This window comes from Bradyrhizobium erythrophlei (genome assembly GCF_900142985.1).
GTDB classification, from domain to species: Bacteria; Pseudomonadota; Alphaproteobacteria; order Rhizobiales; family Xanthobacteraceae; genus Bradyrhizobium; species Bradyrhizobium erythrophlei_B.
The window spans coordinates 6598659-6620991 of record NZ_LT670849.1; the positions used below are offsets into that span (position 1 = coordinate 6598659).

Annotated in this window: 24 protein-coding genes; 13 read left to right on the plus strand and 11 right to left on the minus strand. The window is 59.6% G+C overall.

Translation table 11 applies throughout. The features are described 5' to 3' along the window. Nucleotides 1-20 precede the first annotated feature (20 nt). From rseP to lpxB, 7 genes are all read left to right on the plus strand, one after another. Nucleotides 21-1172, plus strand: coding sequence for an RIP metalloprotease RseP (gene rseP, locus BUA38_RS31690; RefSeq protein WP_072824242.1), 1152 nt, complete (start codon nt 21-23; stop codon nt 1170-1172). Between the two features lie 172 nt (nt 1173-1344). Beyond that, nucleotides 1345-3912, plus strand: a complete 2568-nt coding sequence (bamA, locus tag BUA38_RS31695; RefSeq protein WP_072824244.1) for an outer membrane protein assembly factor BamA — start codon at nt 1345-1347, stop codon at nt 3910-3912. 209 nt (nt 3913-4121) lie between these two features. Continuing rightward, a complete protein-coding gene (fabZ, locus tag BUA38_RS31700; RefSeq protein WP_072824246.1) occupies nt 4122-4580 on the plus strand; it encodes a 3-hydroxyacyl-ACP dehydratase FabZ in 459 nt (152 codons plus the stop codon). Between the two features lie 124 nt (nt 4581-4704). After that, nucleotides 4705-5004 carry a hypothetical protein gene (locus BUA38_RS31705; protein ID WP_072824248.1) on the plus strand — a complete coding sequence of 100 codons (300 nt, stop codon included), beginning with the start codon at nt 4705-4707 and terminating at the stop codon, nt 5002-5004. Nucleotides 5005-5121: 117 nt separating this feature from the next. After that, a complete protein-coding gene (lpxA, locus tag BUA38_RS31710) occupies nt 5122-5928 on the plus strand; it encodes an acyl-ACP--UDP-N-acetylglucosamine O-acyltransferase (RefSeq protein ID WP_072824250.1) in 807 nt (268 codons plus the stop codon). A gap of 18 nt (nt 5929-5946) precedes the next feature. Further along, complete coding sequence (locus BUA38_RS31715; protein ID WP_072824252.1) at nt 5947-6804, plus strand: LpxI family protein; 858 nt, start codon at nt 5947-5949, stop codon at nt 6802-6804. 23 nt (nt 6805-6827) lie between these two features. Further along, nucleotides 6828-7994: a lipid-A-disaccharide synthase gene (gene lpxB / locus BUA38_RS31720; protein WP_156898823.1), complete on the plus strand. Its 1167-nt coding sequence runs from the start codon at nt 6828-6830 to the stop codon at nt 7992-7994. A 45-nt stretch (nt 7995-8039) separates the two neighbouring features. On the opposite strand, the gene gltA is transcribed toward lpxB, so the two are convergent. Together gltA and gltX are read right to left on the minus strand one after the other, a co-directional pair. Next, entirely contained in the window at nt 8040-9341 is a 1302-nt protein-coding gene (gene gltA / locus BUA38_RS31725; RefSeq protein ID WP_072824256.1) for a citrate synthase, read from the minus strand. 135 nt (nt 9342-9476) lie between these two features. Continuing rightward, nucleotides 9477-10901 (minus strand): glutamate--tRNA ligase, encoded by a 1425-nt coding sequence (gene gltX / locus BUA38_RS31730; RefSeq protein ID WP_072824258.1) that lies wholly within the window; start codon nt 10899-10901, stop codon nt 9477-9479. Between the two features lie 301 nt (nt 10902-11202). On the opposite strand from gltX, the gene BUA38_RS31735 reads away from it, so the two are divergent. Further along, nucleotides 11203-12882, plus strand: coding sequence for a glutamine--tRNA ligase/YqeY domain fusion protein (locus tag BUA38_RS31735; RefSeq protein WP_072824260.1), 1680 nt, complete (start codon nt 11203-11205; stop codon nt 12880-12882). A 327-nt stretch (nt 12883-13209) separates the two neighbouring features. Here the strand turns inward: BUA38_RS31735 and BUA38_RS31740 are convergent, their stop codons facing one another. Next, nucleotides 13210-13530: a helix-turn-helix domain-containing protein gene (locus tag BUA38_RS31740; protein ID WP_072826593.1), complete on the minus strand. Its 321-nt coding sequence runs from the start codon at nt 13528-13530 to the stop codon at nt 13210-13212. Nucleotides 13531-13762: 232 nt separating this feature from the next. On the opposite strand from BUA38_RS31740, the gene BUA38_RS31745 reads away from it, so the two are divergent. The 3 genes from BUA38_RS31745 to BUA38_RS31755 all read left to right on the plus strand — a co-directional run bounded on the left by BUA38_RS31745 (nt 13763) and on the right by BUA38_RS31755 (nt 16280). Further along, nucleotides 13763-14188 carry a hypothetical protein gene (locus BUA38_RS31745; protein WP_072824262.1) on the plus strand — a complete coding sequence of 142 codons (426 nt, stop codon included), beginning with the start codon at nt 13763-13765 and terminating at the stop codon, nt 14186-14188. Between the two features lie 268 nt (nt 14189-14456). Continuing rightward, complete coding sequence (locus BUA38_RS31750; protein ID WP_072824264.1) at nt 14457-15125, plus strand: hypothetical protein; 669 nt, start codon at nt 14457-14459, stop codon at nt 15123-15125. A gap of 321 nt (nt 15126-15446) precedes the next feature. Next, nucleotides 15447-16280 carry an outer membrane protein gene (locus BUA38_RS31755; RefSeq protein WP_072824266.1) on the plus strand — a complete coding sequence of 278 codons (834 nt, stop codon included), beginning with the start codon at nt 15447-15449 and terminating at the stop codon, nt 16278-16280. Between the two features lie 101 nt (nt 16281-16381). Here BUA38_RS31755 and BUA38_RS31760 read toward each other — a convergent pair whose 3' ends face one another. The 8 genes from BUA38_RS31760 to BUA38_RS31800 all read right to left on the minus strand — a co-directional run bounded on the left by BUA38_RS31760 (nt 16382) and on the right by BUA38_RS31800 (nt 20883). After that, on the minus strand, nt 16382-17794 hold the full coding sequence (locus BUA38_RS31760) for an IS1182 family transposase (protein ID WP_072816799.1): 1413 nt from the start codon (nt 17792-17794) through the stop codon (nt 16382-16384). 239 nt (nt 17795-18033) lie between these two features. Further along, the gene (locus BUA38_RS31765; RefSeq protein WP_072824268.1) at nt 18034-18225 is read right to left on the minus strand and encodes a hypothetical protein; all 192 of its coding nucleotides are present in this window, start codon (nt 18223-18225) and stop codon (nt 18034-18036) included. Between the two features lie 105 nt (nt 18226-18330). Further along, nucleotides 18331-18579: a hypothetical protein gene (locus BUA38_RS31770; RefSeq protein ID WP_244553112.1), complete on the minus strand. Its 249-nt coding sequence runs from the start codon at nt 18577-18579 to the stop codon at nt 18331-18333. After that, nucleotides 18524-18865 (minus strand): hypothetical protein, encoded by a 342-nt coding sequence (locus tag BUA38_RS31775; RefSeq protein WP_156898824.1) that lies wholly within the window; start codon nt 18863-18865, stop codon nt 18524-18526. Before BUA38_RS31775 ends, BUA38_RS31770 begins: the two co-directional genes overlap by 56 nt. Further along, nucleotides 18862-19185: a hypothetical protein gene (locus BUA38_RS37730; RefSeq protein ID WP_338076300.1), complete on the minus strand. Its 324-nt coding sequence runs from the start codon at nt 19183-19185 to the stop codon at nt 18862-18864. The genes BUA38_RS31775 and BUA38_RS37730 overlap by 4 nt, the downstream gene beginning before the upstream one ends. Then, nucleotides 19185-19571 carry a hypothetical protein gene (locus BUA38_RS31785; RefSeq protein WP_072826595.1) on the minus strand — a complete coding sequence of 129 codons (387 nt, stop codon included), beginning with the start codon at nt 19569-19571 and terminating at the stop codon, nt 19185-19187. Before BUA38_RS31785 ends, BUA38_RS37730 begins: the two co-directional genes overlap by 1 nt. Before the next feature lie 671 nt (nt 19572-20242). Beyond that, a complete protein-coding gene (locus BUA38_RS31795; RefSeq protein ID WP_072826596.1) occupies nt 20243-20530 on the minus strand; it encodes a hypothetical protein in 288 nt (95 codons plus the stop codon). Nucleotides 20531-20658: 128 nt separating this feature from the next. Further along, nucleotides 20659-20883, minus strand: a complete 225-nt coding sequence (locus BUA38_RS31800) for a hypothetical protein (RefSeq protein ID WP_072824274.1) — start codon at nt 20881-20883, stop codon at nt 20659-20661. 280 nt (nt 20884-21163) lie between these two features. On the opposite strand from BUA38_RS31800, the gene BUA38_RS31810 reads away from it, so the two are divergent. Together BUA38_RS31810 and BUA38_RS31815 are read left to right on the plus strand one after the other, a co-directional pair. Further along, the gene (locus BUA38_RS31810; RefSeq protein ID WP_072824287.1) at nt 21164-21742 is read left to right on the plus strand and encodes a hypothetical protein; all 579 of its coding nucleotides are present in this window, start codon (nt 21164-21166) and stop codon (nt 21740-21742) included. 3 nt (nt 21743-21745) lie between these two features. Then, nucleotides 21746-22120, plus strand: a complete 375-nt coding sequence (locus tag BUA38_RS31815) for a hypothetical protein (protein ID WP_072824292.1) — start codon at nt 21746-21748, stop codon at nt 22118-22120. Nucleotides 22121-22333 lie beyond the last annotated feature (213 nt).

Genomic DNA, 22333 nt, shown 5'->3' on the forward strand with positions numbered 1-22333 from the left:
GCTCTGGGTGAGGGAATAAAATGTCCGAGTTTTTTCAGCATGGTTTCAATGTGTTAGGTCATGGCCTGATCGGATACATTGTTCCCTTCCTGTTTGTGCTGACAATCGTCGTTTTCTTCCACGAACTCGGTCATTTCCTGATCGCCCGCTGGGCCGGCGTGAAGGTATTGACGTTTTCGCTTGGATTCGGCCCCGAATTGGCCGGCTTCAACGATCGCCACGGAACCCGCTGGCGGATTTCGGCCGTTCCGCTCGGGGGCTACGTCAAATTCTTCGGCGACGACAGCGAAGCCTCGACCCCTGATCTGGAATCGCTCGGCAACATGACCGCCGAAGAGCAGGCGGGCAGCTTCCATCACAAGAAGGTTGGCCCACGGGCCGCGATTGTCGCCGCCGGTCCGATGGCCAATTTCCTGCTGTCGATCCTCATCTTCGCGGGTATGTCGCTCTATTTCGGCAAGCCGAGCTCAATCCCCCGTGTGGACATGGTGCAGTCCGATAGCGTCGCGGCCACCGCGGGATTCAAGATTGGCGACGTCGTGGCTTCGATCGATGGGACTGCGATCGAAAGTTTCGCTGACATGCAGCGGATCGTGTCTACCAATGCGGGCTCCAAGCTGACGTTTCAGGTGAAGCGCGACGGGGCGACAGTGGCGATTGCGGCGACGCCGGCGCTGAAGGAAGTGAAGGATATTTTCGGTAACAGCCACAAGATCGGCGTGCTGGGTATTCAGTACAATGCGCAGCCAAGCGATCCGAAAACGACGCCGGTTGGCTATGTGGAATCGCTCAAGATCGGCGTCGAACAGGTCTGGTTCATCATCGATGGCACGTTCAAATTCGTAGGCTCCCTGTTTGTCGGGGCCGGCAATACCGGCGATCTCGGCGGACCGCTTCGAATCGCACAGCTTTCGGGCCAGGCGGCCAGCCTCGGTTTCCAGTTCCTTTTGCAGCTTTGCGCGGCGCTTTCGGTGTCGATTGGTCTGTTGAATCTGTTCCCGGTGCCGCTGCTCGATGGCGGTCATCTTTTGTTCTATTCGGTGGAGGCCGTGCGCGGGCGTCCATTGTCTCCGCGAGCCCAGGAAATGGGAGCCCGAATCGGGCTGGGGTTGGTACTGATGTTGATGGTATTCGTGACCTATAACGACATCTTGCACTTCGCCTCATCGTGAAGCGGCTTTTTTATGACGTGGCCGATGGGCAACGTCTTGGAATGAAAATGAAATCGCGCTGCCACATAAGGTTTGCCGGCTTGGTAAAATTGGCTACAAGCGGGTCGGAAAAGGTGATTTGCCGGTTCGTGGGGGTGCGGACCGGCAGCAGGATCGTAAGGGCGCCCGGCGCATGAAGTTTGGAATGGGGGTACGGGGAGGCTTGTTGGCCGCCCTGGTCATGTTGGCGACGCCGGTTGCCGCCACGTTGGCGGTCGGACTCGCGTCTTCGCCGGCCGCGGCGCAATCCGTGGATTCGATACAGGTGGAGGGCAATCGCCGTGTCGAGGCCTCGACCATTCGTTCCTATTTCAAGCCCGGTCCGGGCGGAAAGCTGGATCAGGGGCGCATCGACGACGGCTTGAAAGGCCTGATCGAGACCGGCCTGTTCCAGGACGTGAAAATCAACCAGGCCGGCGGTCGTGTCATCGTGACGGTGATCGAAAACCCGGTCATTGGCCGCGTGGTTTTCGAAGGTAACAAGAAGATCAAGGACGAGCAGCTTTCGTCCGAAGTTCAGTCAAAGCCGCGCGGAACCTTGTCGCGTCCAATGGTCCAGTCCGACGCGCAGCGAATCGCGGACATCTATCGTCACTCCGGCCGCTATGACGTGACGGTGGTTCCCGAGATCATCGAACAGCCGAACAATCGCGTCGACCTGATCTTCACGGTCAAGGAAGGCAACAAGACCGGAATCAACTCGATCGAGTTCGTCGGTAATGTCGCCTATTCATCGTACCGGCTGAAGGACGTCATCAAGACGCGCGAATCGAATCTTTTGAGCTTCCTCGGAGGCAGCGACGTCTACGACCCTGACCGGATCGAAGCCGATCGCGATCTGATTCGTCGTTACTATCTCAAGCACGGCTTCGCCGACGTGCAGGTGGTGGCCGCGCTGACCGAATACGATCCGGACAGGAAGGGATTCCTGGTCACCTTCAAGATTGAAGAAGGTCAGCAATACCGCGTCGCTTCCGTCACCTACCAGTCCAGCATCCCCGCGCTCGACGGCAACGTACTCGCGCGGTTCTCGCGCGTGAGTGTCGGCTCGCTCTACAACGCCGAAGCGTTGGAGAAGTCGGTCGAGGAAATGCAGATCGAGGCTTCGCGGAGAGGATTTGCCTTCGCAATCGTCAAGCCGCGCGGCGATCGCAATTTCGAATCGCATACCGTCTCGATCGTATTTGGCATCGACGAGGGGCCGCGCACCTACATCGAGCGCATCAACGTGCGCGGCAATACGCGCACGCGCGACTACGTGATCCGCCGCGAATTCGATATTTCGGAAGGTGACGCTTACAACCGCGCGCTGGTCGACCGCGCCGAGCGTCGCCTGAAGAATCTCGACTTCTTCAAATCCGTCAAAGTCACGAACGAGCCCGGCTCCTCGAGTGACCGCGTGATTCTCAACGTTGACCTGGAAGAGAAGTCGACCGGTGACTTCTCGGTGTCGGGTGGCTATTCGACGACCGACGGCCCGCTCGCCGAAGTCAGCGTTTCCGAACGCAACCTGCTTGGCCGCGGCCTGTTCGGCAAGGTTGCGGTTACCTACGGCGAGTTTGCGCGCGGCGTTTCGCTTTCGTTTATCGAGCCCTATCTGCTGGACTATCGCGTGGCGCTCGGCCTTGACGTTTACTACCGCGAGCAGTTGGCCAACCAGTACATCGCTTACGGAACCAAGACACTTGGTTTCAGCCCGAGGATCGGCCTGACGCTGCGTGAAGATTTGACCTTGCAGCTGCGCTATTCGATCTATGATCAGAAAATATCGCTGCCCAGCTATTTGGATAACTGTAACAACCTCACGAACAACGGGCTGCCCTTCAATCCCTCGCCGGCGTTCGCAAATAATCCAGCTAATGCGGCGACCATCAACTCGTTCTTCCCGGGAGGAGATCCCACCGGAACCGGCCTGTTCTGTTACGGCGATGGCGAGGCGTCGCTGCCGGTGCGTAAGGAACTGTCTCAAGGCGCGACGCTGACATCGGCTGTGGGTTACACGCTGAACTTCAACACGCTGGACAACAACCGGAACCCGACCGACGGTCTTATTATCGACTGGAAGCAGGACTTTGCCGGCGTCGGCGGCGACGTGACCTACCTGAAGTCGGCGGCGGACCTGAAGTATTACACGCCCCTGGTAGCCGACATCGTCAGCATCGTTCACATGCAGGGCGGCTTGATGACCCAGATCGGCAGCCACGAGATCCGGATGCTTGATCAGTTCCAGGCGGGTCCGAACCTGGTTCGCGGTTTCGCGCCCAATGGCATCGGTCCGCGAGATATCAATCCGTTCGGCACGCAGGACGCCATCGGCGGCACCCAGTATTGGGGCGCTTCACTCGAATTCCAGATGCCGTTCTGGTTCCTGCCGAAGGAAATCGGCCTGAAGGGCGCCGTCTATGCCGACGCTGGCTGGCTGGGCGATTACAAGGGACCGACCGATTGGGCGTTGACGGGTGAAGTCAATACACCCGGATGCATTCGGCCCACCAATAACGGCTTCAACTCCCCGGCGTTTGCCGGCACCTGTTTGGGCTTGCAGTATGATCCGCAGAACGTCGTGCGTTCGTCGGTCGGTGTGGGCCTGATCTGGCAGTCGCCGTTCGGACCGCTGCGCTTCGACTACGCCATCCCGCTGACCAAGGGTCCCCACGACGTGGTTCAGCAATTCAAGTTCGGCGGCGGCACCTCGTTCTAACCGCTATGCCGGCCGATCGGGCCGGCAGCGGGAAGGGCAGCCGGAACAGGAAAGCGGGCCCTCACGCCAGGCTGCGTGAGGATTGCCAAGGATCGCCAATGAACGCAAAGTCGGCTCAAGGCTGGGGTCTTGCCCTGGCCTGGAGCTCGCGCAATGGTTGCCCGCATGGCGCGTGCACGCGAAGTGCTTGAAGGGGAGGGTCGGGAGAAATGTCGGAGGCGTCGGTCAGGTTTCCGCTCGTGGATATCAACGATATCCTGAAGACGCTCCCGCACCGTTACCCCATGCTGCTGATCGACCGCGTGGTCGATATCCGAACCGATTACAGCGGGATCGGCATCAAGAACGTTACCTATAACGAGCCGCCGTTCCTCGGTCATTTTCCCGAGCGGCCGGTCTATCCTGGCGTGATGATGATCGAAGCCATGGCGCAGACCGCGGGCGTCATCGGGATCAAGTCGGTCGAGGGCACCGAGAAGCCGCGCGCGGTTTATTTTTTGACCATCGACAAATGCAAGTTTCGTAAACCCGTGCTGCCCGGAGACACCATCGAGTACCACATGCGCAGCATCGGCCGGCGCAAAACGATGTGGTGGTTTCACGGCGACGCCAAAGTGAACGGCGCGATCGTTGCAGAGGCCGACGTCGGCGCCATGCTGACTGATTGATGACCTGGCAATGACGCGTGGCCTCGCCTGGCCGTCAGCCGAGCTCCGATCGACAAGCCCAAGGCTTCTTTTTTCTAAAAGGCTTCTGTGTTCTAGTTGAATATCGGGCGCGGAGGGGGGGCGGATGCGAAACCTGACGATCTTGGCGGCCTCGGCAGCATTGTTCGTCGCGTTCAGCGAGCGCGCCACGGCGGGCAAGACCTGCGTCGCTTCAGCGACCGAGGCCTTGCCGAAACTCGCCGGACTCGTCGTCAAGCGATCACGGACCCGTCCGGTCCCGCCTGCCATCCTGGATACCTGGAAAGGCCAGTCGAAGCCGGTCATGATCGATGTCGACATCGAGACCGAAGGTGAGGCCCAAACCTTTTCCTATATGTGTGTGATCACGCAAGGCTCGGCTTTCGTCCAGCGCACCATGAATTAACGCAAAAATGCGTTCAGAAGGCGGCTCGGCAGATCACTGGACAGCCCCGGCGGCGCGCGCTAACCACTGAAAAATCGGACAATTTACGCCAATCCTGGCCAGAGAGACGGGCTCTTCATGACCACGATCGACCCAACCGCGCGGGTTGAAGACGGCGCTGTGATCGGCGCGGGCGCGGCCATCGGCCCATACTGCGTGATCGGCCGCGACGTCACGATCGGCGCGAATTGCAAGCTGATTTCCCACGTCCACGTGATGGGGCAGACCGCCATCGGTGCCGGCTGCACCGTCTATCCGTTCGCCTCGCTGGGAGGCGCGCCGCAATCGCTCGCCTACCGCGGTGAGCCGACGAAACTTCAGATCGGCGAGGGCTGCACGATCCGGGAGTCGGTGACAATGAGCACCGGGACGGTTGGCGGCGGGGGCATCACCCGCGTCGGCGATCGAGGCTACTTCATGAATTGCAGCCACGTCGGACACGACTGCCAGGTCGGCAACGACGTCATCTTCGCGACGTCGGCGACGCTCGGTGGACATTGCGAGATCGGTGATTTCGTTTTCATCGGCGGCTTGTCGGCGGTGCATCAGTTCACGCGCATCGGTCCGCAAGCCATGATCGGTGGCGTCTGCGGCGTCCGCGGCGATGTTATTCCCTATGGCCTTGTGAACGGCCAATACGCGCGCCTTGAAGGCCTGAACATCGTCGGCATGAAGCGCCGCAAGTTTACCCGCGAGCGGCTCGCCGTCGTCAGGTCGTTCTATCAAAAGCTGTTTGAAGCTCCCGGTGTCTTTTCCGAGCGTTTGGACGCGGTGCGATCTCTCGCTGCGACAGATCCGGCGGTGGCCGCAATCCTCAGCTTCATCGACAGCGGTACGCATCGCCCGCTGTGTTTGCCGTCCGGCCGGACCGGTGAAAATGGATGATGGAGTAGTCGCAAGCTCATGACAGCCGCGGCCTTAGGTGTTTCATCGCCGGTTGGCGTGATCGCGGGGGGCGGGGCGATGCCATTTGCCGTTGCCGAATCGCTGAAGGCGCGCGGTCTTGATCCCGTTCTGTTTGGGCTGAAAGGCGTCTGCGATCCCGCCGCCGCCGAACGCTTCCGCCATCATTGGATCACGGTGGGGCAGTACGGACGGGCGAAGAAACTGTTTCGCCAGGAAAACTGCAAGAACCTGGTTTTCATCGGAACTTTGGTGCGGCCCTCGCTTTCGGAAATTCGGCTCGACTGGGAAACGCTTCGCATCATGGGGCGGGTATGGTCGGCCTTTCGCGGTGGCGACGATCATTTGCTGTCCGGCGTCGGCCGCATCTTCGAGCAGGATGGCTTCCGTCTTCTCGGCTTGAAGGAAGTGGCGCCGGATTTGCTCATGCCCGAAGGTTGTGTGACGCGAAGGATGCCGGATCGGGGCGCGATGTCTGACGTCGCCCGCGGACGCGAGGTGCTGCGGGCGCTCGGTCCTTTCGACATCGGGCAGGCCGCTGTGGTGATCGATAACCACGTCGTGGGCGTCGAGGGTATCGAGGGGACAGACTCATTGCTCAAGCGCGTCGCAGATTTGCGGGCGAGTGGCCGCATTCGTGCAGCCGGCGGCCGCGGGGTGTTGGTGAAAGCACCGAAAAGTGGACAGGACTTGCGTTTCGACTTGCCAACGGTGGGATCGCGAACTGTCGAGGGCATCGCTGCGGCCGGACTTGCAGGCCTTGCTGTGATTGCCGGCAACACCGTGGTCGCCGATCCGCAAGCCATGATCGAGACGGCGGATACAGCCAGTCTCTTCGTCGTCGGTTTGCCGTCCTGATGCCGGGCCCGGCAAATGGCAGCATGGCGCGCAGGATTTTTCTGATCGCAACAGAGGAATCCGGCGATCGGCTGGGGGCGCAGCTGATGAAGGTGCTCCGGCAGCGGCTGGGCGATGCCGTGAAGTTCGAAGGCGTCGGCGGTCGCGGAATGACGCGCGAGGGGCTGAAATCGCTGTTTCCGATCGAGGAGCTGTCGATCATCGGTTTTTCCGCTGTCGTCAAACAACTCCCCAAGCTGCTGCGTTTGATCCGTCAGACGACGGACGCCGTGTTGCAGGCCGCCCCCGACATTCTCATCATCATCGATAGTCCCGACTTCACCCACCGCGTTGCCCGTCGGGTACGCGCCCGCGATCCGGCGATTGCGATCGTGGACTATGTTTCGCCGTCGGTGTGGGCGTGGAGGCCCAGCCGGGCGCGCGCCATGCGCTCGTATGTCGATCAGGTACTGGCGCTGCTCCCGTTCGAGCCGGAAGCCTACCGTCGCTTGCATGGGCCTCCCTGCACATATGTCGGCCACCCCCTAACCGAACAGCTCGCCTCGCTCAGGCCGAGCGCCGAGGAGCAGGCGCGGCGTGACGCCAGCCCGCCGCTGCTGCTGGTTCTGCCTGGAAGCCGGCGCGGCGAGATCAGGCACCACATGGCCATTTTTGGCGAGGCGCTGGATCGATTGCAGGCGCAGGGAAAGCCGTTCGAGTTGATCCTGCCGACCATGCCGCATTTGCTGGAGCTCGTCAGGGAAGGCGTCAAGTCCTGGAAAGTCACGCCGCAAATCGTGGTCGGGGAGCAGGAAAAGCGCGCAGCGTTCCGGACCGCTACCGCAGCGCTGGCCAAGTCGGGGACGGTCACCCTCGAACTCGCGCTTTCCGGGGTACCGATGGTCGCCGGTTATAAAGCCGGCGCGATCGAGGCCTGGATCGTTCTGCGTTTCGTCACCGTCCAGTCGGTGATCCTCGCGAACCTGGTGGTCGGCGAAAACGTGATCCCGGAGTTCGTCCAGGATGATTGCACAGCGGACAAGCTCGCAGGCGCACTTGGCGAAGTGTTGTCGGATACGCCGATGCGCCGGCGTCAAACCGACGCCTTTGCGCGGATCGACGACATCATGTCGACCGGCAACCACTCGCCCAGCGTCCGCGCCGCCGACATCGTGCTGGGGATGCTCAGAAAGTCCCGAAAGGCCGGTTAGAACGTTCGAAGCGGGCCGCGACGCGCGACCCGCTTCGTCCCAAGACTACTTCCGCTTGTCGATGGTGATGTAGTCGCGGCGCGTTTCGCCCGTGTACAGCTGCCGCGGGCGGCCGATCTTTTGCTGCGGGTCCTCGATCATTTCGCTCCACTGGCTGATCCAGCCGACGGTGCGGGCGACCGCGAACAGAACGGTGAACATCGAGGTCGGGAAACCCATCGCCTTGAGCGTGATGCCCGAATAGAAATCGACGTTCGGATAGAGCTTGCGCTGAATGAAATACTCGTCGCTGAGCGCGATCTTTTCCAGTTCCAGCGCGACCTTCAGCATCGGATCGTCGCCATGGCCGGTTTCCTTCAACACGGCGTGACACATCTTCTGCATGATCTTGGCGCGGGGATCGTAATTCTTGTAGACGCGATGGCCGAAGCCCATCAGGCGGACTTCGCTGTTCTTGTCTTTCACCCTCCTGATGAAATCCGGAATCTTGTCGACCGTGCCGATCTCGGCAAGCATCGCAAGTGCTGCTTCGTTGGCGCCGCCATGCGCGGGTCCCCACAGGCAGGCGATGCCGGCGGCGATGCAGGCAAACGGGTTTGCACCCGAGGAGCCGGCGATGCGCACCGTCGAGGTCGAGGCATTTTGCTCGTGGTCGGCGTGCAGGATGAAGATCTTGTCGAGGGCGTCGGCGAGCACCGGGTTGATCTGGTATTCTTCGCATGGCACCGCAAAACACATGCGCAGGAAGTTTTCGGCGAATTTCAGCGAGTTTTTCGGATAGATGAAGGGCTGGCCGAGGTTGTATTTGTATGCCATCGCAGCGAGCGTCGGCACTTTCGCGATCATCCGCATCGAAGCGATCATGCGCTGCTGCGGATCGTTGATGTCGGTGGAGTCATGATAGAAGGCCGCTAGCGCACCGACGCACCCGACCATGACCGCCATCGGATGTGCATCACGGCGGAAACCTTGGAAGAAGCGGGCCATCTGCTCGTGCACCATCGTATGATGGGTCACGCGCTGATCGAAGTCGTGCTTCTGGGCCGGGGTAGGGAGTTCGCCGTAAAGCAGCAGGTAGCAGGTTTCGAGGAAGTCGCCGTGCTCGGCGAGCTGCTCGATCGGATAACCGCGATATTCGAGAACGCCGGCATCGCCGTCGATATAGGTAATTTTCGACTCGCAGCTTGCAGTCGAGGTAAAGCCGGGATCGTAGGTGAACATTCCCGACTGGCCGTAGAGCTTGCCGATGTCGATGACGTCGGGCCCGATGCTGCCGCTCGAGATCGGAAGATCGAAGGTCTTGTTGCCTACCGTTAGCGTTGCGGTCTTGCCTGAAGATGCGGCCATCGTGAGGTCCCCGATGCGATCGTTGCGAAAGCCCGCACTTTTGTGCCTTTTCCGAAGGGGCAGGCAGGCCAGCCGGGCGCCTGAAATGAAGTAACGAAATGGGTAGCTTATTGCCGTGTGCGCTGCAAGGTGGCCTTAGTCGGGCCCCTGATCGTCGAGCCGGGCCAGGCTTTCTTCCCGGCCGAGCACGGCAAGGACGTCGAATATACCAGGCGACGTGGTGCGCCCGGTCAAGGCGGCGCGCAGCGGCTGGGCAACCGCGCCGAATTTGAGGCCGTTCTGATCGGCAAAGGCGCGCATCGCCGTTTCCGTTGCTTCGGCGCTCCAGTCTTTTACCTCCCACAAGGCAACACGCAGCCGTCCGATCAGGAGGCGATTTTCCGGCGTCAGAATGGCGGCGGCCTTGGTGTCGATTTCAAGCGGTCGGTCGGCAAAGATGTAATAGGCGCTGTCGATCAGTTCGATCAGTGTCTTGGCGCGCTCCTTCAGGCTCGGCATCGCCTGCAATAATTGCGCACGCGTTTGGTCGTTGAGCTTGGCCGAAAGACCGGCGCTGTTGGGCACGTAGGGGAGCACCCCCTCGAACATTCTCACGAGGGATTGATCGTCGGTGTGACGGATATAGTGCCCGTTCAGATTTTCGAGCTTGGGAAAATCGAAGCGCGCGGCGGACCGGCCGATACCCGAGAGGTCGAAGGCCGCGATCATTTCCTCGGTCGAGAATATCTCCTGGTCGCCGTGGCTCCAACCGAGGCGGACGAGGTAATTGCGCAATGCCGCCGGCAAATATCCCATGGCACGGTATGCGTCGACGCCGAGCGCGCCATGGCGCTTGGAAAGCTTCGAGCCGTCGGGGCCGTGAATGAGAGGAATATGTGACATGCTGGGGATGCCCCAGCCGAGCGCGTCGTAGATCTGCTTCTGGCGCGCGGCGTTGATCAGGTGATCATCGCCACGAATGATGTGGGTGATGGCCATGTCGTGATCGTCGACCACCACGGCCAGCATGTAGGTCGGGGTTCCGTCGCCGCGGAGCAGGACGAGATCGTCGAGGTTTTCGTTTTGCCAGACCACGCGGCCCTGGACCTGGTCTTCGATCACTGTCTCGCCGGTCTGGGGTGCACGCAGGCGGATCGTCGGCTTCATGCCGGCCGGCGCCTCCGAGGGATCACGGTCGCGCCACAGGCCGTCGTAAAGGCGGGTACGGCCTTCGGCGCGGGCCTTCTCGCGCATCGCCGTCAGTTCCTCGGGCGTCGCGTAACAGTGATAGGCCTTGCCGGCCGCCAGCAGACTTTCGGCGACCTCGCGATGGCGGGCCGCACGGCTGAACTGGTAGATGACCTCGCCATCCCAATCGAGTTCGAGCCACTTGAGACCGTCCAGGATGGCCGTGATGGCAGCATCCGTCGATCGCTCCCGGTCGGTGTCCTCGATACGGAGCAGCATCCTGCCGCCATGCTTGTGCGCATAGAGCCAGTTGAACAGGGCGGTGCGGGCGCCTCCGATATGGAGAAAGCCGGTTGGCGAGGGGGCAAAGCGGGTAACGATTGGTGCGGTCATACACGTCAGCAGGATGGGGGCCGGATCTGCCTTGGCAGGTTGGGGGTGTATAGCAGGAACCCCATATAACTAAAGCCTTCCTTGGGAGGTGAGGATTTGGCAGATAGACCGTTGATTCCGGAGTAGAACACCTAGTGCCGCCTATTTGACGTTCCTGCACCACAAGCGGCGAATTCGACCAGGAACGTCAAATAGAAAGCGGCACTAGAAATCATTAATTTGCTAGTGCCCATAACTTTCCGAAGTTCGTAGAAGGAGGGTGCGGCGGTGGTATACGAACTTCGGAAAGTGGACACTAGTAATGACCCTAGAACCGACGGCGGCAGAGGCGGGCCGCGATTTCATCCGCGACATCGTCCAGGCCGATCTTGATGCCAAAAAGCATAAGCTGATCGTCACGCGGTTTCCGCCGGAACCGAACGGCTACCTGCATATCGGGCACGCCAAGTCCATTGGCCTTAACTTCGGCATTGCGCAGGAGTTCGGCGGGCGCTGTCATCTGCGCTTCGACGACACCAACCCGACCAGGGAAGAGCAGGAGTTCATCGATTCGATTCAGGCCGACGTCAAATGGCTTGGATACGATTGGGGCAACGACCTCTTCTTCGCATCTGACTATTTCGAAAGGCTGTACGAGTGGGCCGAGGGCCTGATCCGTGCCGGGCTTGCCTATGTCGACGACCAGTCGCAGGAAGAGATCAGGCTGAGCCGCGGCACGCTTACCGAGCCCGGAAAAAACAGTCCGTTCCGCGATCGCCCCGTCGAGGAAAATCTCGATCTGTTTCGCCGCATGAAGGCCGGCGAGTTTCCGAACGGCGCACGCGTGCTGCGCGCCAGGATCGATATGGCGTCGGGCAACATCAACCTGCGCGATCCCGTGCTTTACCGCATTCTGCATGCGCATCATCCGCGCACCGGTGACAAGTGGTCGATCTATCCAAGCTACGACTATGCCCACGGCCAGTCGGATGCGATCGAGGGCATCACACATTCGATCTGCACGCTGGAGTTCGAGGATCATCGCCCGCTCTATGAGTGGCTGCTCGACAAGTTGCCGGTGCCGTCGCATCCGCATCAGTATGAATTTGCGCGGCTGAATTTGACCTACACGCTGCTCTCCAAGCGCGTGCTGACGGAACTCGTGCGCGGCGGCCATGTGGCGGGCTGGGACGATCCGCGCATGCCCACCATTGCAGGCTTGAAGCGACGCGGTGTGCCGCCGGCGGCGGTCCGTGAGTTCATCAAGCGTATCGGCGTTGCCAAAGCCAACAGCGTCGTCGACGTCGGCATGCTCGAGTTCTGCATCCGCGAGGTCCTGAACCAGAGCGCGCAGCGCCGGATGGCGGTGTTACGTCCGCTCAAGGTCGTGATCGAGAACTATCCGGAAGGGCAGGTCGAGGAGATCGAGGCGGTCAATCACCCCGACGATCCGAACGCCGGCACGCGCCGCGTGGCGTTCGGCCGCGAGCTCTATATCGAGCGCGACGACTTCATGGAAAATCCGCCGAAGAAATTCTTCCGGCTGTCGCCGGGCAACGAAGTCCGGCTACGCTACGCCTACTTCATCACCTGCCGCGACGTCGTGAAGAACGCCGCGGGCGAAGTCGTGGAGTTGCGTTGCACCTACGATCCCGCCACCCGTGGCGGCAACGCGCCCGACGGCCGCAAGGTCAAGGCGACCATGCATTGGCTCCCGGCGGCGCAGTCGAGACTGGCGGAAATCCGCCTCTACAATCCGCTATTCAGCAATCCCAATCCCGACGCGGCGAATTTTACGACCGACCTAAACCCGCAGTCGCTGGAATTGCTGAAGGATGCGCGCCTAGAGCCCGAGGTCGCCACATCGAATTCGACTGATGTCGTACAGTTCGAACGGCAGGGCTATTTCGTGCGCGACAAGGATTCGACCGCCGACCGTCCGGTGTTTAACCGCACGATCGGACTGCGCGATACTTTCGCGAAGGAAGTAGCCAAAGGTTAGCGCGGCGCGGTTTTGGAGGCTTCCAGGCCTGACAGGCGGGTATGGAGCCTGTGGTGGGCGAGCCGGTCCTTGGCCTTCTCATCGATCAGCAACTTGATGAGGGCGAGGAGGCTTCGGCTCGTCGTTCGCCTCTGCCAACAATCTGCGATAACGATCGCAGTCATATCCGCTGTCCGAACCACTCATTGCCACCACCCGGAATCCATCCGTGTGGAAGATGTTTCGCAACGGCGGTGCAGCACAAGCGGATAGACGGTCAACGCAGGTCCGGTCGCCATTGCGTTGTGGATAAGCCCGGCGAACGGCGTGACCACGGAATGGCTGACGTCATGCAAGGCGTTGGCGGATCTCGTTGCACATTCTTTCGCGGAAGGCCGCCTTCCGGGCAGGGCGCTCTTTCTCGCTGACATCCCAGCGATCGAAAATGTTGAAGTTGTCCATGATGGCATAACGGTCGCTGGCCATCGCGAGGATGCCGAGGAGCTTGTCGGCTGGCCCACTAGGTCCCGAGATCTCCCAGCGGCGGATCGTATCGGCGCCTTCTTTCGGATCCAGTCCGCACAGTTTCGCCATGTCGGCGGCCGATAGCGGCCGGCCAATCGCTTCTCCGAGGTCCTGACGAAGCTGCTTCAATTCCGGGCCTGTCACGGCGGCTTTCCCTGTTCGCATCGTCGAAGCGACGACGAAGCGGGCTCTCTACGACAATTGCGGCTTTCTCGCGAATTCCTCATCCGTTCGCCTTTTGCGGGAGGGAATATAACATTTCCCGTTGGAAAGTACCGGGCAACGCGGTTCATAGCGCAACCTGCAACATCACCTCCGGTGCCTAAATGATGACGGACCCCATCGCTTCGTTTCGCAACCAAGAGGATTGCCTAACATGATGAGCAGCACGCCGCTTCCACCGGCGCCGGCGACAAACATCGATCTCAGCTTCATCTCAGCAATGCTGGCCACGCTCAGCGATCCAGCTGCATCGGTCAAGCTTCTGGGCGAGATGCAGGAGGCTCGACTAGCATGGGCCGCCGCACAGGACTCTGCGATCGCTACGATGCGCGAGAGCGACGCCCATGTCGCGACGAACAGAGCGACGATCGCGAAGGAGCGCGAAGCGCATGATGCTGCGATTACCCAGGAGCGTACCGACTGCATGCGGCGGTGCGCTATGGATATGGAGGAAGTGGCGGCGGCGCGTAAGGAAGCGGACACACTCAAAGCGCAAGCAACCGCAGATGCAGCAGCGGCAGCAGCGCTCATGGCCGATTACGAAAAGCGCGTTGCTCTGATCCGGCAGGCGGGCGTGTGATGAAAGATCCCCTCGATACGTTTCTTCATCAGGTGCGCCAAATGCCGTCGTTCGTTGAAGCTGCCCAGGCCGATCAAAAATGGCTGGAGCATTTCAACGACATGGAATGAGGACTTCGTGGTCTTGCTGGAAGCGACGAAGGGTACGTAATCGAACGCTTCGATGAAATTCTGCGCGTGATTGCTCGCGAGAATTGGCCAATCAAGAAGCGCCTGTTGGAGATTTCCAGGATATCCGGGGAAGTCCGCGAACACGCAACAGGTGATCGATGGCACTGAGCGATAGCGTATTCGGCAATGCCGGCGGCGCCGTCTCCGATCTCTTTGGCGCATTCGGAGCCGAGCAGAACGCTAACCTTAAGGCTGAAAGTCTTGACCTCAAGGCGAAGGGCGATCTTGCCGAAGCGCAGCAGTACGACCTTGCGGATCAATACACCAAGACGATCGGCGCCGTTCAGTCACAACAGCAACAGCGCAGCACGACCATGCAGATTGGCGGTCAGCAAGCAGCGCAGGCCGGGGCCGGTTTTGCCGCGTCAGGTTCAGGTCTCGACATCCTTGCGGATAGCGCAAGTCAGGGCGCGTTGGCAAAGGCGACGATTCAAACCGGAACGGAAGAAAAATCGGAGTCCTATGAACTCATGGCGAACACTGCTCGCATGACCGCGGCAGGCGAGGAACAGATCGCCAATGAGACCAGGAGCGCCGGACAGACGGCAATGTGGGGCGATATTGCAGGTGGCCTTCTTAAAGGGGCTGCTGCGGTTGCGGGGCTCGCTACGGGGACAGGCCTCTTTGGTGACCTAGCGAGCGCTGCCGTCGGGGGCTTCTCGCCTTCAGCCCCAACCGACTCGAGCGATCCGTTGGTGATCAATAGGTACGGTACGCCTGCTCCTACTTCGAACAATCCGGCGAAACTGTTGGGCTCGATATACTAATGGCGTCAAACGCTCCGTCTCGCTCTGGGGTAGGTGGAAAGCGAGACGGAGACAGTCCGCTGGGCGAAGGTCGAACCAGCGAGCCTGTAGAACGCTACCGATTCGTGGCGGGTTTTAGACTTGTACCCTATTTCGGGCGGCAAGCACATGTTACCGCAATTGTCAAAGTGTTACCCTGGAACATTCGGGTGATCGATCGGGAATTCTCGGCACTGTGGTAGTGGGGCTACATCTGTTCAGCCGATTCTATGTTCTTCTATTTCTAAAGATTTCCATAATTCTGAAATTTTTCTGAAAATTTAACTGGTGGGAGTGATTGCAATGAAGAAGCTGGTTTTGGCAGTTGGTGCGGCTGCTTTCCTTGGAAGCGCACCTTTTGTTTTCGCAGCAGACATGCCCATGAAGGCTTTGCCCCCGCCGGTTTCCCCCATGACGGACTGGTCGGGATTTTATATCGGTGTTCACGGCGGCTATGGCTGGAATGGCACCAACGATTGGTCGACGGGCAGTGAGTTGATCGGTTCAAGCGGTTTGAGTGGTGGCTCGAGCTGGGACGCTCTCAAGGGTCCATTGGCCGGTGGTCAGATTGGCTACAACTGGCAAGTTGAGCGCTTGGTTTTCGGCGTGCAAGGGGATGGTTCCTGGGCCAACATCAGAGGCAGCGCTGGCAACCCGCTTAACTTGGTCGATGGTCGATGCTCGTTCGCTGGCACGCCCGACCAGACGGCTGAGTGCCGCTCAAGAATTACGGCGATGGGAAATCTGACTGCTCGGGTTGGATATCTTGTGACGCCGAGCACGCTTTTCTACGGCAAAGCTGGTGTCAACTTCAGCAGGATGGACTTCCAGGTTCTCAATGACATTGCCTTCACCGGGACCTGCGGCGCTCCCGGCGCCGGAACGCGATACCCCGGTTATAACGCGGTCGGCCGGACGACGGCAGGCGCTACCGCCGGGTTCGGCATCGAACAGCGGGTCTGGAATAACCTGACTGTCTTTGGCGAATACGACGTGGTGCAAGGCGGCGGCACCTTTATTAATTCAAACAAGGGTGGCACTGGCACCAGCGGATGTACGAATGATTTCGTCTCCCAGACCACGGTTGGTAACGCCACGCAGATCTTCAAGGTCGGCGTGAACTATCAACTCCACTGAACGGTTCAATTTCCTCTGAACTCAAGAAAGCCCCGGCCTGAGCAGGCTGTGTGGAAACGAGAGGCTGCGGTGATCCGGGGCCTCTTTTTTAATTTTTAGGGTCAGGCGAGCCTAATCTTGAGGCTTTGCGAGCCGATGAGATTGATGACCCGCATGATGTTGTAGACAAGAACGCTGAGGGCGGCTTCAGTCTTGACGTTGGTAAGGCCTCGGGTGAGGAACCTGCCGCCAGCCGTCATCCGCTTGATGGTTCCGAACGGGTGTTCAGCCGCGCATCGCCGCTGCCGCATGAGGTGTGGATCGGCTTCGACGCGGGCATTCATGCGTTGAAGCGCGTCCTCGTAAAGGTGTCTTTGAACGAAGCGGCGCTCGACGCGGGTGCATCTCGGCTTGAGCGCGCAACCCGAACAATCGTCGGCGATATACAAGACGCTCTGCTTTCTGGTGAGGATTTGCTTGCGCACCAGTGTTCGGGCCGCCGGACAACGAAAACTGTCGGTTTGCGGCTCATAGATGAAGGCCGTGCGGTCGAAGAAGTCGCCTTGATTGTTGACGGCCCGGTTCGCTGGCACACAAGGCGTGATGCCATCGTTCTCGCAGGCTGCCGCGTCTGCTCCGTTCGAATAGCCAGCGTCCGCCACCACCGTGAGCGTATCGGCCGCCACCGCATCCTTCGTCGCCTTGGCCATCGGATGGAGCAGCCGGTTGTCGGTGGGTTCGGTTGTAACCTCATGGTGGACGATCAGCCCCGTCGCAGCATCGACCGCCGTCTGGACATTGTAGGAAGGAGGCTTGGAGCCTGCCCCTTTACCCATCGGCCGCGCATCGAGCTCACCTTCTACAAGACTAGTCCGATCTTCCGCCTTAAGTCGCGCCGCCAGAGCATCAAGGTCGGTGCGGCGTGCCCTGAGAGCCTGGAGAGCCGCAGCCGTTTGTTCCGCATCGCTATCGGCCCGCTCGCCCGCATCGATGCTGTCGAGGTTGGCAAGATAAGCCGCGATCTGTTGATCGATCCGGCCGGCCTCTTCGGCGACCTTGCGTTCGCCCATAATCCGCTTGGCGCTCGCCACCGCCCGGAACTTCGAACCGTCGAGGGCCACCAGACGGGCCGCAAATAGTCCCTGCTCGCGGCAGAACAGCACGAAGGCCCGGCATGCCCCTACGATCCCGGCTGCATTGTCCCGCCGAAAGTCCGCAATTGTTTTGAAGTCGGGGGCAAGCCGCCCCAACAGCCACATCAGTTCGACATTGCGCCGGCACTCGCGTTCCAGCTTGCGGCTCGAACGAACCTCGTTGAGGTACCCGTAGATATAGAGCTTCAGAAGATCGCGCGGGTCATAGCCGGGCCGCCCGGTCGCCGCCGGTGTCGCTCGAACCAAGCCGAGCCCGAACATATCGAGACCTTCAACAAAGGCATCGATTACCCGCACCGCCGCATCAGCGGCAACGTAATCATCGATCCGTGCCGGCAAAAAACTCGCCTGGTTACGGTCCCCACCTCGAATGTAGCGCATGAAAAAGGCCGCATCATTAATGATGCGGCCTCTCTATCTGATTTGCCCCAGTTCTCACACAGCCTGATCGTTCGGGGCTTTTTTACGCGCTCTCGTCCTTGAACCCGGGCGCGTCGTGGAACATCCGGAAAAGTACCGAGGCCAGCAACGGCGGCCACGTTGCCTCTAATGCAGTTGCGGTCAGCGAATCTGGATCGTTGACAGACAGAACCCCGGGGCCCCCGGATCGACTGAAGTGGTTACTTCGGCGGCTGCAATCCCGGCGAATTGGCCCACTCGTCCAGATGGGCGGCGATTTCCGTTTGACGAGCCTTCTTAAGCAAAGCATCGCGCTCGGGACCCGGCGGAAGTTGGCAAGCTTGTTTACGGATGCCTTCTGCCCATTTGGCCAACCGTTCCGGGAATGTCATCAATTTCTTGCGCCCCGCCATATTCGCCCCCTAGAAATTCCCCCTTTGTCTCGATCATGCTAGCCGCGACGGAAAAAAGTGGCAATCACTGCTGGGCTCGGATGATGTGGCGCGCGCCACACTCCCTTACGTCTGATTTCTCATATGCAAGAACATGGCTTTCACGTCGGAAAGCCCGAGCGCTTGCTCGCGCGGTCCTTGGTGTTCTCTAAGGGCGTGAAGCTGTCGCAGTGCGATCTCATCCCGCTTGTGCCGGTCTTCTTCAGCGAAGTAGGCCTTCATGTCCTTGATGAAGGCGTGGGCAACGGTGGGCGGAAGATCAAGACGCCTGCGGATCATCGGATGCGTCTGGCTTGCCGCCATCGTGAGTTTCATTCGGCTGCTCGGTGGCAGCCGCTAGCCCGACCACCTTAACGTCTCGAAACGGCTCAGCACTTTCGGCTGCTGCATCGTATGCAGATTTTTCGGTCGATCGGGCCATGCGGATCTTCAGTATGGGCGGCACGTCGTTTCCGTACCGGTCCTTCGACACTAATTGGGCCCAGTGTGACTTCACCCAATCGCGACACAATTCGTCGGCATCGACTTGCCATTTCGTCTGGAAAACCAGCATCGGCTTTCCATTGATTTCGAGCGTGAATGTTGAAGGAGAAAAACTCAAGACCTGTACTCCTTTTGCACGCCACTGGTACCCATTCGCGCGGGAGCAAAATTTGGCCGAATATCGGCGCCGCGCGTGCCGCACGCCTTGCAGACGAAACGCGGCTCCAGGTCGGATAGCCGGACCTCGTCAGGCCACGCATCCGCGCTGATCTTCAGGTGATGGCTGCAACGGTAGTCGGAGCAATAAATCAGGAGGCCGTGCACGCCGGACTGCCGCATCTCTCCAAGGGTGATCTTCTGCTCTCGCATCCCCCATATTTCGCCGATCAGGCGCGGAGGGAAGCCGCTGGATGTTGGGCCGGCGAAAGCCCAGATCACTATTGGTGCTTTACGCAGGCATTGACGGCGTAAGCACACTGCTCGCCTGCGGTCAGAAGTCCGCCAGTTGGACCGGTATAGTTCACGGCCGAGACAAGACCTGCGGTCATCACGATATTGACGTTGCAGAACCGGTTCGAGCTCACAGCCGTTCCGCCGAATCTACCGTAGCTGGCGTCGGTCACAGTCATGCCGTTTCCGGAGTTGTAACCCCAAACCTCAGTCTTGCCTTCAGCTGCCTTGTTGGCTGGTGCGCCCATACAAGCAAGTACTTGTTCCTTTGGCATGCCTATCATGCTGGCTTGTGCCGTTTGGGCGACTTCGGCGCGTTGAAACGCGCAGCCGCCCAGCGCGGCGGCTAGCGCCACGATTCCTAGAATACGCATTTTGTCAAAACCCCTAGACCCACTGGCATCCAAGCGCAACCGGAGGTCGAAGGCAATACTGCACGCGCGAAGGCGGCCCAAGGGCGCCGCAAAAGTGACCCGCCATTCGCGACGGGCACCAAGTTTAGGGAGGAAGCCGCCGAGAGGCGGCATCACGAAGCTAAGCCAATTCTCGCGCTGGAGATGTGCCCGAACTACCACAGGGACGGCCAAAGTCCTCGTGAAGCTGCGACTAATGCCTCTCTGTCAAATAACCTAGCATTGTTTCGCAGGCTTCCTCGGCCGCTTCGAATGTCTTGAAAGGTGACCCGATAACTTTGACTGCGCCCCTGTTGTCATGAAGGGGACGCCAAGATGCTACAAAGCCCGGAGCACCATGAAGACCAGGACCGCTGCGGCTCTCGTAACTGATCACAAACGAAAAACCGTCGCCGCTTGCGTTCCAGATTTGCATGTCACCGACGGGATTAATTACACGACTGAACTGCATGCAGCACCTCGCATGCGCCCCGTCCTGGAAGGACTTATTTAGCGAGTCGGAAAAGGCAAACGGCTTGACGTCACTTAGTGCCGGAGCGTTGTCGCGAACGCTGCATTCTCGGGACCGATGGTCGCAAGGCGATCTGCGTCTTAAGGAAACTAATCAAGGTTAACCAGGCAGCTCCGGGCAGCTACCTAATCTTGGCTAAGCACTCCTTCAGGCGTTCCAGCTCAGAACGAACTTGCGTTTCCATGGCGTCTTGCAACGCGAGCGCGCCCCTGTTGGACAATTCTGCGGAGGCCTTTTTATCCAGATTCTGTTTCCAATCCCGGATCGCCTGCTTAGTGGCGCTTTGGGCTTCCAGCGTAGCTTTAAAGTATGCCTTTGTGCAGGCATCGGCCATTGAGCAAGTCTTGCACTCTTGAGCGGCGGCAGCACTTGAAATTAGCAAGGTAAGTATCGCGGCAAGGACCCTCATTGTTTCCCCCCGGTACAAGCCCCAGACCTGACCGCAAAGCCAAATCCTGAGTCACGGCGCAGTTGTGGCGCTTTCTCGAAAGGGGATAGATTTTTAAGCAAATCAGGCGCAAAGCCGCATCGGCGGCGCTACTTTTTCGGCTTGGGCTTGCTCGCTGGACCCTTTGTCCCGGCAGCCTCTCGCGCTAAACGCTCGGCCTTGAGCCGCTCCCGGTTAGCGGAAAATGCTTTCTGCGCGACCTCGTGCTCAGTCATTGCCTTTTCGGCTTCGACTTGACGAAATGCCTTGCGCGCGTCGCGCTCCGCCTTGGTCGTCGGTTTGGCCGGTTGAAACTCGCCCGGTCTCTTTGTCATTTCTTCGCTTTCAGCCCGAGCGCTACTAATCGTCTGATGGCATGTGCCCGAGTAAGCTTTTTGTCGCTCGACGAAGCGATCCAAGCATCGATCGCCGCAAGCTCGGTGGGATGCCATCGCTCGCCGATCTGAGTGCCCTTGCCAGTCGGAGCAGGCCCACGCTTTTTCCTTGGTACCACACTTGTCTTTGCCATAAACCGTGGTACCATAATTGCGAGCCGAGTGGAAGGGTTCAGCTTCCGGCCTCGGCTCTAACCTCAACCACGAAGGACCTGATTCCATGATCGAAGCTGACCGCGTGCTTAGCACGCCACCCCTAAACTCGTCCTCAATCGTGCCGTTTCCGGCAAAGACAAATGAGCGCCAGGGCGAAACTTCTCTTATCGCGGTTCCTGAGGCCGCTGAGAGGCCATCTGCCGCAGTGGTCCTCTTTTGCAAGAAGTCTAAGCGGGAAGTAACGCCTAGTGACCAGACGCTTGAAGATCGCGAACGCGCCTCAAGGATCTTGAAAGAGGCTGTAACGTTCACCGCTTGCGTCGCCGCGTACGATGGTGCGTGGAAGGCCGAGCGAACCGGTGATGGGTTATTTGCGGGTGGTAGTATCGGCGATAGTTTTTGTGGCCGCGCTGAAAATTCGTTGGCTCGTCTCACGCGGCTTATTCGGAAGGCCGACGAAGCCGCCGTTATGACCGCGGAGTTGCGGTCTCTAGCCGCTGTCGCCGGCTTCATACTTGATCGCGCTCGGGATGAAGGTGACTCGGACGAGGTCACGCTTCAGCGAACCCGGTTCGATTTCCTGATTGCTTTTGCTGCTTTGGCAGATAGGGCTTTGCGCAAAAAGTATGAGCGCGAGGTCTGAGCCATGAGCGAAATCATCAAATTCCCCGACCGCGGGACTTCAGAACTACGCAAAATGGTCAGAGACGTAATCGACGAAGAGCTATACCCCAGCATTGTGCGCACTGGTTGCGGAAGGCCTTACACCCGTCGCGGCAAGAATATGCAGACGTTCTCCTTTCGGAGCTCCGACGCGATCCTGGCGGCAGACGAAGCAGAACTGTTCCATGACGTGTGCATGGATATCGATATGGCCTCCCGCAAGCTTGAAAAACTGAGGCAACGCAGGAAGACAGTGAGGGAAATGGCAGTCGAGGAGGAACGGCGATACGCGGCGGTTGAGGCGAAGCTTGCCGCGGCGCTCGTTCAGGCGGTGCTGTCACAGGCAGAGCGCGTATGAAGCGCCGGCGGCGATCGTTCAGAAAGCGCAACCGGCAGCGCTTGGCGGCACATGCCACGCGGCTGAGGCGATAACGAAAACAGAGGCCGCCTCAGTGGGCGGCCTTTTTCGTTTCGGCGCGTCTCACCCGCCCTCAATCAGTTAGCTTTGTCGCAATACGCGGGGCACGTCTTCGCTGTCGGTCTTTCCTTCATACATTTTGCCATGCATTGA